A 12,976-nucleotide genomic window follows, 5' to 3' on the forward strand; every position below is an offset into this window, starting at 1 on the left:
AGCCGCGAGCGCTCCCGCATAATGTCGAACCACAGGAGGTATCCATGGCATCGAACAAGCGCGACCAGTTGCTCAACACCGCAGAGAATCTGTTCTATCGCGAGGGTTATCACGCCACCGGCATCGACCGCATTCTGGCCGAATCCGGCGTGGCCAAGATGACCCTGTACAAGCACTTCAAGTCCAAGGACGAGCTGATCCTCGCCGTGCTGGAAGCGCGCCACGAACTGATGCTGACGCGCCTGCGCGAACGCGCCACCAGGCTGCCGCCGCGCGAAGCGCTACTTGGAATTTTCGATGGGTTGCACGGGATGATTCACGGCAAAGACGCGTTCTGCGGCTGTCTGTTCATCAATGCAGCGGCCGAATATCACGACCGTGACCATCCGATTCACCGTCGTTCGTCCGCCTACAAGGCAGAGTTGCTGGCCTACTTGCGCGAGCTGCTGGAACGCCTGGATGCACCCAATCCAGCGCAGCTGGCGCGCCAACTGCAATATCTGCTCGAAGGCGCACTGAGCATGGCGCATATCGAAGGGCCGGGCGAGCAGGCGCGGGACGCCAAGGTCGCCGCCGAACGACTGCTCGAAGCCGCCGGTATCTAGGCGCGCCGCAGCGGACACGCCCTTTTGCCGTTCAGAGGGTGCTAGCTTCGTCTTCCCGGACCTTGAACCAGGCGGCATACAGGGCTGGCAGGAACAGCAGCGTCAGCGCCGTGGCGACGATCAGACCACCCATGATTGCCACCGCCATCGGCCCGAAGAAGATGCTGCGCGACAACGGAATCATCGCCAGCACCGACGCCAGCGCAGTCAGCACGATGGGCCGGAAGCGCCGTACCGTGGCTTCGACGATGGCAGTGAAACGTGCATGACCGACACCGATGTCCTGCTCGATCTGATCCACCAGAATCACCGAGTTGCGCATGATCATCCCGGACAGCGCGATGGTGCCGAGCATAGCGACGAAGCCGAACGGCTGGCCGAACAGCAACAGGAACAGTGCGACACCGATGATGCCCAGCGGCGCGGTGAGGAACACCATGGCCGAGCGTGAGAAGCTTTTGAGCTGGACCATCAGCAGCGTCACCACCACGATGATGAACAGCGGCATGCCGGCGTTCACCGAGCGCTGACCACGTTCGGAATCCTCTACCGTGCCGCCGACCTCGAGCAGGTAGCCGCCGGGCAACTGATCGCGAATGTCCGCCAGGGTCGGCTCGATCTCGCGCACCAACGCGGCTGGCTGCTGTTCTCCGTACACGTCGGCGCGCACGGTGACCGTCGGGAGGCGATTGCGATGCCAGATCACACCCTCCTCGAAGCCGTACTCCAGCGTTGCCACCTGCGACAGCGGCACGCTGCGACCGCTCTCGGTGGGAATCGCCAGGCTCGGCAGCATCGACAGTTCAAGACGTTCACGCTCTGTTCCGCGCAGGAGGATCTCGATCAGCTCATTGTCCTCGCGGAACTGGCTGACGCTGGCACCAATGAAAGTGCGCCGCAGGAAGCCGGACAATTCGGCGGTGGTCACACCCAGCGCACGGGCGCGGTCCTGGTCGACGTTGAGCCGGACCATCTTGCTCGGCTCCTGCCAATCCAGATGAACGTTGGCCACGTGCGGGTTCTCGTTGACCTTGGCTGCAACCTGGCGGGCCAGCCCGCGCACCACATCGATGTGCTCGCCAGTGACACGGAACTGCACGGGATAGCCCACCGGCGGGCCGTTCTCCAACCGAGTGACGCGGCCGCGCAGGTTCGGGAAGTCTTCGCGCATACGCTCGATTAGCCAGTCGCGCAGAGACTCGCGGGATTCGATGCTGTCGGCCAGCACGACGAACTGGGCAAAGCTCGATGCCGGCAACTGCTGATCGAGCGGCAGGTAGAAGCGCGGCGAACCGGTGCCGACATAGGCCACATAGTTATCGACGCCAGCGCGCTCCTTGAGCAATTGTTCCAGACGCCGCACCTCGGCCTCGGTCGCCTTGAGCGAGGCACCCTCGGCCAGCTTGATGTCCACCATGAGTTCCAGGCGGCCAGAGGCCGGGAAGAACTGCTGCGGAACCATACGGAACAGCACCACCGCGGCAACGAACAGTGCCAAGGTAAGCAGGATCACGGTCTTGCGGCGGCGCACGCAGAACGTCACGACGCGGCGCACGCGCTGGTAGAAAGGTGTCGAGTAGGGATCGTGGTCGTCGCCAGCAGTGCCGTGCTTGTTTGCGGCATGCTTGGCCAGATCGGGCAGCAGTTTCTCGCCGAGCAAGGGTACGAAGACGACCGCTGCAATCCAGGAAGCAATCAGGGAGATGGCGACCACCTGAAAGATCGAACGGGTGTATTCGCCCGTACTTGAGTCGGCTGTGGCAATCGGCAGAAAACCCGCCGCGGTGATCAGCGTACCGGTCAGCATCGGGAAAGCCGTGCTATTCCAGGCGAAGCTGGCGGCCTTGAGACGGTCGTAGCCCTGCTCCATCTTGATCGCCATCATCTCGACCGCAATGATCGCGTCGTCCACCATCAGCCCGAGGGCCAGTACCAGAGCGCCGAGGGAAATCTTGTGCAGGCCGATGTCCAGATAGTTCATCGCAGCGAAGGTCATCGCCAGCACCAGCGGAATCGACAACGCCACCACCAGCCCGGTACGCACGCCGAGCGAGAAGAAGCTCACCAGCAACACGATCACCAGCGCTTCGATCAGCACTTTGACGAACTCGCCGACGCTGGTTTTCACCGCCGCGGGCTGATCCGACACCTTGCGCAGCTGCATCCCCGCCGGCAGCTCCTCCTGCAGGCGGGCGAACTCCTGTTCCAGTGCCTCGCCCAGCACCAGGATGTCTCCACCACTTTTCATCGAAACCGCCAGCCCCAACGCCGGCTCGCCCATGAAGCGCATGCGCGGCGCAGGCGGGTCGTTGAAACCGCGATGCACCTCGGCCACGTCGCCAATACGGAAGGTGCGACCGGCAACGCGGATGGGGAAATCACGAATCTCCTTGACCGTCTCGAAGCTACCGGTGACGCGCAGCTGCACCCGATCGCTGATCGTCTCGACGAAACCGGCGGCGGTCAACGCGTTCTGCGCTTCCAGCGCCTGGCGCACGGCTTCCAGCGGGACGCCGAGCGTGGCCAGCTTGACGTTAGAGAGTTCGATCCAGATCTTCTCGTCCTGCAGGCCGATCAGCTCGACCTTGCCGACGCTCTTCACCCGCTGCAGTTGCAGCTGGATGCGGTCGGCGTAGTCCTTGAGAATCGCGTAGTCGAAACCGTCGCCGGTCAGCGCGTAGATGTTGCCGAAGGTGGTGCCGAACTCGTCATTGAAGAAAGGCCCCTGCACACCCGGCGGAAAGGTGTGCTGGATGTCGCCGATCTTCTTGCGAATCTGGTACCAGAGGTCGGGAATATCCTTCGAGCGCATCGAGTCGCGCGCCATGAAGGTGACGTTGGATTCACCCGGCCGGGAGAACGAGACGATGCGCTCGTACTCGCCGGTTTCCATCAGCTTCTTCTCGATGCGCTCGGTGACCTGGCGCGACATCTCTTCGGCGGTAGCGCCCGGCCACTGCGTCTGGATGACCATGGCCTTGAAGGTGAACGGTGGATCCTCGCTCTGGCCGAGCTTGCTGTACGACAGCGCGCCGACAATCGCCAACAACAGCATCAGATAGACGACGATCTGCCGATTCTGCAGCGCCCAGGCGGAAAGATTGAAGCGCATCGCAGTTACTCCTGGGCAGCCAGCTCGACGGGGCGATTGTGGCGGTCCACCGGGCGAACCAGCTGGTTCTCGCTGAGCATCTGCACGCCAGCCAGCACGATCCAGTCATCGGCATTCAGGCCTTCGAGTACCGGCACCAGCTGCTCACCGAACGCCCCGGCACGCACTTCGACCCGCTCTACCGTGGAATCGGCCTTCAGTCGCCACACGTGTGCCCTTCCCTGTTCGGCGCTGAGCGCGGACAACGGCACCGCCAGCGACACCTCGCCATCGCGGCGGATGCTCACCAGTGCACTTTGGCCGAGGTCTGCGGGCACTTCCTGTTCGCTAAAGGCGACGCGCGCGGAATAGGTCCGCGACTGCGCATCGGCGGCAGGCGAGAGCTCGCGAATCTTGCCGAGATAGTGGCGCCCAGGCTGCGACCAGAGTTCGACCTCGACTTCCTGGCCAATTCGATAGCGCTCCAGCGACTGTTCCGGTAGATCGATGGCCACTTCCCGCTCCCCATCAGCGGCCAGCACGAATGCGGTCTGCCCTGCGGCGACCACCTGGCCGACCTCGATTCGGCGCTGCGCGATCAAGCCGTCGCGGTTTGCACGCAACACGGCGTAATCGACCTGATTGCTCGCGACATCGAACTCGGCCCGCGCCTGTTGCAGACGGGCCGCCGCGGCGCGGTAGGCATTGTCGGCGTTGTCGAATTGAGACTGGCTGACCAGCTGGCGGCCGAGCAGCGCCTGATAGCGATCATGTTCCGCCTTGGCCACTCGCAGATTGGCTTCCGCCGCCGCCACCTGGGCGCGCATGCCGTCCAGTTGCAGTCGCACGTCCTGCGGATCAAGACGCGCCAGGGGCTGATCCTTGCGCACGCGGTCACCCGCCTCGACCAGGCGTTCGACGACTTTGCCGCCGATGCGGAAGGCCAGCTCAGGCTCATAACGTGCGTGCACCTCGCCGGGATAGCTCTCGCGCGCTTCGCTGGCAGGCTGCGGCTGGACCACCATGACCGGGCGAGGCAGCTGCGGCGGCGGCTCGCCATTGCCACAGGCGACCAGAACAAGTGCACAACCAAGCGTAGAGGCAAGGGACAAGGCATGTCGGAACACGATGAAGTCTCTCTGTCGCGAAGCGGATTGGAATACTTATACTGCGCGGTATAGTAAAAATACCGTACCAGCCAGTCCACTATTAAAATGCCCATGACTGAAAACCATTCCGTATCGCCTGGCCCCGGCCGCCCGAAGGACCCCGCAAAGCGCGAGGCAATCCTCGCTGCAGCACAGGTACTGTTTCTCGGCAACGGCTACGAAGGCAGCAGCATGGAGGCCATCGCCGCCGAAGCCGGCGTTTCCAAGCTCACGCTGTACAGCCACTTCAAGGACAAGGAGGCGCTATTCAGCGCAGCCGTGAAAACCACCTGCGAAACCCGCCTGCCAAGGCGGTTGTTTCAGGTGGAGGAAGATTGCGACATCGAAGAGCTGCTGCTGGCGATCGGCGGCGCCTTCAATGAGTTGGTCAATAGCCCCGAGTCCATCGGCCTGCATCGGGTGATGGTGGCGATGGCGACGCAGAATCCGGGGCTGGTGAAGATGTTCTTCGATGCCGGCCCCCAGCAGCTTCTGTGCGATCTGCAACAGCTGTTCACCAGGGCAAACGCACTGGGCCTGCTGGATATCGACGACCCACTGCGAGCGGCCGAGCATTTCTGTTCGCTGATCAAAGGAGCCCAGCACTTTCGATTGCTGGTCGGCTATACCGAGGCGCCAACCAATGAGGAAGGCAACCTGCACGTACGGGATGCAGTGAGCGTATTTCTGCGCGCCTATCGCCGCTGACCTGAGCAAGCGAGAGGTTGCGGACTGGTGAATCAGCCCTGCAGCTTCTTCTTCGGATAGATATCGTAGCGGCTGGATTTGCCTTCCAGGCTGTAACCGGGCTTGCTGCCGTCGATCGCCGGCGCTTTGCGCGGGCGTTTGACCACCACGCGGTGAGTGGCCAGTTCCAGCGCGGCGGCCAGCAGCGCGGGCGCATCCATATCGTCGCCGACGAAGGGCCGGAACAGCCGCATCTCCTTCTTCACCAGCGCGCTCTTGTCGCGATGGGGGAACATCGGGTCGAGATAGATGACCTGTGGCGCCTCGAGCTGCCACTGCGTCATCAGCTCGATGGCATTGCCTTTGAGCAGGGTCATCCGCGCGGCGATCGCGCCAACTTCGAAATCCACCGCGGCCCTGCTCAGGCCGTCCTCGAGCAGGGCGGCAATCAGCGGCTGGCGTTCAATAAGGCTTACTTCGCAGCCCAGCGTTGCCAGCACGAAAGCATCGCGCCCCAGCCCGGCGGTAGCATCCAGCACCCGAGGGCGAATACCCGGCTGGATGCCTACGGCCTTGGCGATCATCTGCCCACTGCCACCGCCGAACTGACGCCGGTGCGCAGCGGCACCCTCAACGAAGTCCACCCTTACCGGGCCCGGCGCCTGCGCCTCGAGCACCTGCAGCTGCAAGCCGTCCGCGCCAATCTGCAAAGCGAATTCGGCGGCGTCCGCCGTTACCGGCAATCCAAGACGCTGCGCCCAATCATGGGCTGCAGCCGTGAACTGCGGGGCGAGAGGCTCGACTCGAACCAGGGGGTTGCGTGCGGACATGGGGCATCCAGCGGTCATGGAAAACGGCGCATTGTGCCAGAGCAATCCTCACTGCGCCTGGAGAGCGGTACTTAGCGACACATGCCGAAGCCACCCATGTCGACATGAAAGTGGTCGTGGTGGGCCGCGTTGTATTCAGGCCCGAGCGTGACATTGAACGCATCGCAGGCCGCGTCGCGAACTAGCCGCAGAAAACGCGCTTTATCTCCGTCACCCTGCCAATCCCGCGCCACGGTGATGCGAGTGCCGTCCTGCAAGTGAAAGCCGGCCAGATCCAGTGCATTGGCGCTGGCGTGCTGGCTGCGGCGATTGCTGCGTGCAATGTTACGGCAGGCGAAGCTGCCGAAATGATCGATGCGTACCACCCGCTGGCCGAACACCGCCTGGGCCGCCGGCTGAAGCCCGTGCAACTCGAACATTGCATAAGCGGCCGCCAGCGGACAGGTGGCAAGAAACGGTCCACTGAAGCGCACGTCGGAGCCCTGCACGCGCACGCTGTTCTCAACCGGGCAACCTGGCTCCGGCGTGCTGTCCGGTACGGCTGTATAGCGCAATGGTGCAGTAGCAAGCGCCTGTTCGCAGAGCGTTCGATCCTGCTGCAGGCGGCGCAGCTTGAGCGACGTCAGCAGGTTCGGTGGTTCACGAATGTCCAGCGGCGCCCAGGGGTTCCAACGCGGCGGGACCTCGATCAGCTCCTGCCGCACCGCCAGGGCGAAGCCGGCAAGCAGCACCAACAAAAGAAGAAAAAATCTGCCAAAGGTCATTTCTTATGGGCAACACAGAGCGCCCGAAGTTGAGCGCGATGTTTTACAAAACTGGTCGAACGGCAGCGCTTGCTCAATCGGCAAGCAGCGACAGCTGAGGCGCCGGTTGAAATGAAGGCAAAGGTGGCAGGCCTGGCAAACGCTCACTCAGCTGAGCGTGAAAACGCATCGCCAGCTCGGGCGCACGGTGGTTGTCCGGCGTGTGCAGATACACGTGCGGTGCCTTGCCTGCCTCAATCCAGGTCGCCACCTTATCCAGCCACGGCGTCATGAATGCGTCATTTGCTTCCAGCTGCGGATGTCCGACGAAGCGCAACTGAGGCGAGTCGCTGAATGCCACCGGGCGCACCGGCAGCCGCGGCTTTTTGCTTTGCGCATGCAGCAGAGCCGGATCACGGGACTGGCAGCTGAACAGTGCACGGGTATCGAGGCAAATACGTTCGATGCTGCGATCACGCAGCAGGCGATTCAACGCGCGCTCGCCGTCGCCCTTGTCGAAGAAAGCCGGATGGCGCACCTCGATAGCCAGCTTTGCAGCGAAGCCGTCGATGAAGGCGGCAAGCTCGCCCAGCCTGGATGGGCCTACGCTGGCGGGCAGCTGCAGCCAAAATGGCGTAACCCTCTGCCCCAGCGGCGCGAGCAACCGCTGAAAGGCGTGCGCCAAGCCCAGCGCCGCGTGCAGATCATCAGCTTGACTGACATCTCGCGGAAACTTGGCGCAAAAGCGGAAAGCTTCAGGCATCTGGCTAGCCCAGCGCAGGACCTTCTCCTCAGAGGGCCAGGCATAGAGCGTGGTATTGCCCTCCACTGTGTTGAAGATCGCGCAGTAGCTGGCGAGAAAATCCGGTGCGGGCATCCCCTTTGGATACAAAGAGCCCAGCCAGGCACTCTCATTCCAGGAGGGACAACCGAGGTAATAGGGAAGCTGCAACAGGCTAGACGACCTCAGGCGTAGAGGTCGAGCCCAAGCACCTCGGTGCCATCGAGGTCGGCGCTGAAGCTGGCCGTGCTGGCGTAGCTGGCCAGTGCCTGAGCGACGCGACCGGACAATGGGCGCTCCGGCTGAGGTTCGTCATAACGGAATGCGGCGTAGCGTTCGACCAATGCACTCGAATTGACCCGCTGTTGCGGACGCTCGGCCTGGGGTTGGTAATCCTGCCCGGCACGGCTGTCGACAACGCGCTGAGCCTGCGCGACTCGCTGCGTTTCCCCATAGCTATCCGCCGCTCTACCGGTACGGGTAGAACGATCTGTTGAATAGGGGACAGGAAAGGAACTTTCGACGCGCATCATTCGACTCGATCAAAGGCCCAGCGACTCTAACGGGCAGCCAAGGCTTTGGCAACGCCCGTCGTCATTTGATCCCTTTGGGCGTTGCAACATTGTCACGCAGGTAGACCGGCTGGGCCTGATCGGCCTCCAGCGCCTCGCCGCGCTGCCAGGCGAATGTCGCCAGTTGCAGCAGATCCTCGGCATGGGGCAGCATGCCGGCATCATGCCCACGTACGGCCGCGGTTATCCGCTCGGCGTAGCCCCAGCCGGTGCCGGCACCAAACCAGTCGCCGCCCGCATCTCTAGGCAGGGCAGCGCGCTCGGGTGGCAGAACGGCCTCGCTACCGACCAGTTGCATCTCCCCGCCTTGCTCGCGGTAGCAGCCCCAGTAGACCTCGTCCATGCGTGCATCAATCGCCGTTGCAACCTGCACCGCGCCATGCTCGCGCCAGGTGCGCTGAGCGATGGTCGCAAGCGTGGAAATCGGTAGCACCGGCCGCTGCAACGCGAATGCCAGTCCCTGCACCACACCGATAGCGATCCGCACGCCCGTAAAGGCCCCCGGCCCCCGCCCGAAGGCGATGGCATCCACCGCGGACAGCGCGACTCCGGCCTCGCCGAGCAGCGCCTGCACCATCGGTAGTAAGCGCTGGGCATGCAGACGCGGAATCACCTCGTAGTGGCTCAACACCTTGTCGTCATGCAGCAAGGCGACCGAGCAGGCTTCGGTGGCGGTATCCAGGGCCAGCAGAGTGGTCATCGGGTCAGTCCGGTCGGTGAAAAGGCGCAGATTCTAGCGTATTCGAGGTCTGGGTTCTTTCGCCGTTGACCCGGCCTTCGGGACAAAAAAATGCCCGTATCCTTGGATACGGGCAATTCGTAGGCCTTCAACCGCTGCTTGGATCAGCTCAGCGCAGCGAATACCTTGGCAGTAATTTCGTCAACCGAACCGACACCTTCGATACAGCTGTACTTCGGCGTGCCTTCCGCAGCCGCCAGGCTCTGGTAGAAATCCACCAGCGGCTTGGTTTGAGCATGGTAGACAGACAGGCGATGACGGACGGTTTCTTCCTTGTCGTCCTCACGCTGGATCAGCTCGTCGCCGGTCTCGTCGTCCTTGCCAGCAACCTTCGGCGGGTTGTGTTCGGTGTGGTAGACACGACCCGAAGCCGGATGCACACGACGACCCGCGATACGGCCGACGATTTCTTCGTCGTCCACGGCAATTTCAATGACGTTATCGATGCGCACGCCGGCTTCTTTCAGAGCTTCGGCCTGTGGAATGGTGCGCGGGAAGCCATCGAACAGGAAACCATTGGCGCAGTCGGGCTGAGCGATACGCTCCTTGACCAGATTGATGATCAGATCATCGGATACCAGGCCACCGGCATCCATCACACTCTTGGCTTTCAGACCCAGCTCGGTGCCAGCCTTGACGGCAGCACGCAGCATGTCGCCCGTGGAGATCTGCGGAATACCGAATTTTTTGGTAATGAAGCCAGCCTGAGTACCTTTTCCGGCACCGGGCGCTCCAAGCAGAATCACACGCATGATGAGTCCTCGAGTTTCTTAGATAAGGGGTGACTCTGCCAGCGGGCCGGTGCGGTCATCGCTGACGAATCAAAAATTCTGGTTTGCCGCCATGCGACAAAAGGTTGAACACGATACACAGCGCACCGGGACGGCACAAGCCGTCCCGAAAACGCCTATCGACCCTCATAAATGTCACGATTCGACGCGAGCTCCGGCTAACAGGGCGGGCACGCCCTGAGGTTGGCCGGACATGACGAGTTGTCAGCCGGTGTTGCGCAGACCCGCGGCGATACCCGCCACGCTGACCAGCAAGGCCTGCTCGAGCGGGCTCTCAGCCGGACTCTGACATTGCCTCGATCGGGCCAGCAGTTCGATTTGCAGCAGGTGCAACGGGTCGAGGTAGGTGTTGCGCAAGCTGAACGCTTCCTGGGTCTTCGGACTGTGATCAAGTAGGTCTACCTGGCCGGTCACCCTCAGCACAGCGCTGATGACCTGCGACAATCGGTCACGCAAATCGCTACCCAGCGAGAGCAGCTCCGGTTGCACCAGGCGCTCGTCATAGCGCCCGGCAATATCGGCGTCGGCCTTGGCCAGGACCATTTCCAGCATATCGATTCGCGTGCTGAAGAATGGCCAGTGCGCACGCATCTCTGCCAGCCGCTCACCCTCCCCGCGCTCCAGCGCGCCATGCAGCGCCTGTTCCCAGCCAAGCCAGGCAGGCAACATCAGCCGAGTCTGGGTCCAGGCAAAGATCCACGGAATGGCTCGCAAGCTCTCCACCCCGCCCTCTCGGCGCTTGGACGGACGACTGCCCAACGGCAGACGGCCCAGTTCGAGCTCGGGTGTCGCCTGGCGGAAATAGTCGACGAACAGCGGGTGTTCTCGCACCACGCCGCGATAGGCCGCCACGCCCTCGGCGGCGAGCCGCTCCATTGTTTCGCGCCAGCCCGGCTCGGGCATTGGCGGCGGCAGCAGAGTCGCCTCGAGCACGGCGGCGAGGTACAGATTGAGATTGTGCTCGGCGATATCCGGCAGGCCGAACTTGAAGCGAATCATCTCGCCCTGCTCCGTGGTACGGAAGCGCCCCGCGACCGAGCCCGGCGGCTGCGAGAGAATCGCCGCATGCGCTGGGCCGCCGCCCCGACCGACAGTGCCGCCGCGGCCATGGAACAGCAGCAGTTCGACACCATGCTCGCGACACACGTCCACCAGCTGCTCCTGAGCGCGGTACTGAGCCCAGGCCGCGGCGGTGGTGCCAGCATCCTTGGCCGAATCGGAGTACCCGATCATCACTTCCTGCGGCCCATGTAAACGTTGGCGATAGCCAGGCAGCGCGAGCAGCCGGTCGATGGTCGGCGCGGCGTTATTGAGATCATCAAGGGTTTCGAACAGTGGCACCACGCGCATTGGCCGCTGCAGACCAGCTTCCTTGAGCAGCAGCTGCACGGCGAGCACGTCGGACGCGGCGTGCGCCATGGAGATAACGTAAGAACCCAGCGAGGATGCCGGCGCCTCGGCAATCACCGCACACGTGGCCAATACCTCGGCGGTTTCGGCCGATGGGTGATAATGCGACGGCAACAAGGGGCGGCGATTACCCAGCTCATGCTGGAGCCAGTCCAGCCGCCGCTGCTCATCCCACTGCTGATAGTCACCCAGGCCAAGATAATCGGTAATTTCGGCGAGCGCCGCAGCATGTCGGGCGGCGTCCTGGCGAATATCCAGACGCACCAGAAACAACCCGAACACCGCCAGGCGTCGCAGGCAATCGAGCAGTGCGCCATCGGCTATCACGCCCATGCCGCAAGCATGCAAGGAGCGATAACAAAGCTCCAACGGCCGCCGCAGCTCTGCGCAGTCCTGCAGCACATCCACCGGCGCCGGCTGGCCATGCTCAATGGCAGCCCGCGCCCACTCGCGTGTCGCTCGCAGCCGCTGGCGCAGGGGTTTGAGCAGCACCCGATACGGCTCGGCTGATTCACCCGTCTGGCGTAGCAGCTCTTCACTGGCTTCGCTCATGGACAATGCGGTAATCAGCCCCTCGATCTCGCGCAAATACAGGTCTGCCGCCACCCAACGCGCGGTCAGCAAGACTTCCCGGGACACCATCGCGGTTACGTTCGGATTGCCATCGCGGTCGCCGCCCATCCAGGACGCGAAACGGATCGGTGCGGCCTCCAACGGCAGGTGCAAGCCGGTTAGGCGTCGCAGCGTTGCGTCCGTCTGGCGCAGCACGTTGGGCACAGCCTTCCACAGCGAATTCTCAATCGCAGCAAAGCCCCATTTGGCCTCCTCCACCGGCGTCGGCCGGTTGCGACGAATCTCCTCGGTGTGCCACACCTCGGCGATCAGTCGCTGCAGCTGCAGCTCGATCCCCGCGTGCTCGGCTTCGGATAGATCGGTGTGGTCTCGTGCCGCCAACTGCTCGGCAATGGCGTCGTATTTCTGGATCAGCGTGCGCCGAGACACCTCGGTGGGGTGAGCGGTGAGTACCAGCTCGATATCCAGACGACTCACTTGCCGCGCCAGGAACTCGTCGTCGTGCCCGGCGGCTTTCAAACGTTCGAGCAAGTCGGGGAATACGCCGATTTCGAACGGTGCCTGATCGTCCGCACTACGCCGCCGTACCTGGTGGTATTGCTCGGCGATATTGGCCAGGTTGAGAAATTGATTGAACGCCCGCGTCATGGGCAACAGTTCGTTCTCGTCGAGACTATCCAACGTCTCGGCCAGCAATTGCGCGCCCTCGGCCGAACCTTTGCGAGCAGCCTTGGCGCCCTTGCGAATGCGCTCGATCTTGTCGAAGAACTGATCTCCATGCTGCGCACGGATGGTGTTGCCGAGCAGTTCGCCGAGCAGGTGTACGTTGTCGCGCAAGCGCGCGTCGATAATTTTCGCCATGACCTATTTGCTCCTCCCGCCAATGCAGCCGACCCGGACTTGCCGCATCCGCGCGGCATCGCACGAATGAACTCGCCGCTCTTCTTCAGACGCACCGCGGAGAAAACGATCCTGAACGGCTACGCTGAAAATACCTCCAATCAGA

At 62.8% G+C, this 12,976-nt stretch carries 11 protein-coding genes; 2 read left to right on the forward strand and 9 right to left on the reverse strand.

Annotated elements, in window-relative coordinates; genetic code table 11:
• Window positions 1-44: 44 nt before the first annotated feature.
• Complete coding sequence (locus CXK91_RS17650) at window positions 45-605, forward strand: TetR/AcrR family transcriptional regulator (protein WP_103457382.1); 561 nt, start codon at window positions 45-47, stop codon at window positions 603-605.
• 31 nt (window positions 606-636) lie between these two features.
• On the opposite strand, the gene CXK91_RS17655 is transcribed toward CXK91_RS17650, so the two are convergent.
• Together CXK91_RS17655 and CXK91_RS17660 are read right to left on the reverse strand one after the other, a co-directional pair.
• Window positions 637-3,717: an efflux RND transporter permease subunit gene (locus tag CXK91_RS17655; RefSeq protein ID WP_103457383.1), complete on the reverse strand. Its 3,081-nt coding sequence runs from the start codon at window positions 3,715-3,717 to the stop codon at window positions 637-639.
• Window positions 3,718-3,722: 5 nt separating this feature from the next.
• Window positions 3,723-4,823 carry an efflux RND transporter periplasmic adaptor subunit gene (locus CXK91_RS17660; RefSeq protein ID WP_103457384.1) on the reverse strand — a complete coding sequence of 367 codons (1,101 nt, stop codon included), beginning with the start codon at window positions 4,821-4,823 and terminating at the stop codon, window positions 3,723-3,725.
• Window positions 4,824-4,916: 93 nt separating this feature from the next.
• Between CXK91_RS17660 and CXK91_RS17665 the strand changes: the two genes are divergently transcribed.
• Window positions 4,917-5,552 (forward strand): TetR/AcrR family transcriptional regulator, encoded by a 636-nt coding sequence (locus CXK91_RS17665; protein ID WP_103457385.1) that lies wholly within the window; start codon window positions 4,917-4,919, stop codon window positions 5,550-5,552.
• Between the two features lie 32 nt (window positions 5,553-5,584).
• Here CXK91_RS17665 and CXK91_RS17670 read toward each other — a convergent pair whose 3' ends face one another.
• The 7 genes from CXK91_RS17670 to ppc all read right to left on the reverse strand — a co-directional run bounded on the left by CXK91_RS17670 (window position 5,585) and on the right by ppc (window position 12,831).
• Entirely contained in the window at window positions 5,585-6,361 is a 777-nt protein-coding gene (locus CXK91_RS17670; RefSeq protein WP_103457386.1) for a class I SAM-dependent methyltransferase, read from the reverse strand.
• Between the two features lie 71 nt (window positions 6,362-6,432).
• Window positions 6,433-7,125, reverse strand: coding sequence for an extensin family protein (locus CXK91_RS17675; protein ID WP_103457387.1), 693 nt, complete (start codon window positions 7,123-7,125; stop codon window positions 6,433-6,435).
• Between the two features lie 73 nt (window positions 7,126-7,198).
• On the reverse strand, window positions 7,199-8,059 hold the full coding sequence (locus tag CXK91_RS17680) for a DUF72 domain-containing protein (protein ID WP_256055761.1): 861 nt from the start codon (window positions 8,057-8,059) through the stop codon (window positions 7,199-7,201).
• Window positions 8,060-8,070: 11 nt separating this feature from the next.
• Window positions 8,071-8,415, reverse strand: a complete 345-nt coding sequence (locus CXK91_RS17685; RefSeq protein ID WP_103457389.1) for a hypothetical protein — start codon at window positions 8,413-8,415, stop codon at window positions 8,071-8,073.
• Window positions 8,416-8,479: 64 nt separating this feature from the next.
• Window positions 8,480-9,157 (reverse strand): tRNA (adenosine(37)-N6)-threonylcarbamoyltransferase complex dimerization subunit type 1 TsaB, encoded by a 678-nt coding sequence (gene tsaB, locus CXK91_RS17690; protein ID WP_103457390.1) that lies wholly within the window; start codon window positions 9,155-9,157, stop codon window positions 8,480-8,482.
• Between the two features lie 143 nt (window positions 9,158-9,300).
• Complete coding sequence (gene adk, locus CXK91_RS17695) at window positions 9,301-9,948, reverse strand: adenylate kinase (RefSeq protein ID WP_041014541.1); 648 nt, start codon at window positions 9,946-9,948, stop codon at window positions 9,301-9,303.
• A 243-nt stretch (window positions 9,949-10,191) separates the two neighbouring features.
• The gene (ppc, locus tag CXK91_RS17700) at window positions 10,192-12,831 is read right to left on the reverse strand and encodes a phosphoenolpyruvate carboxylase (RefSeq protein WP_103457391.1); all 2,640 of its coding nucleotides are present in this window, start codon (window positions 12,829-12,831) and stop codon (window positions 10,192-10,194) included.
• Between the last annotated feature and the right edge of the window lie 145 nt (window positions 12,832-12,976).

This window comes from Stutzerimonas stutzeri (assembly GCF_002909485.1).
Lineage (GTDB): Bacteria > Pseudomonadota > Gammaproteobacteria > Pseudomonadales > Pseudomonadaceae > Stutzerimonas > Stutzerimonas stutzeri_AH.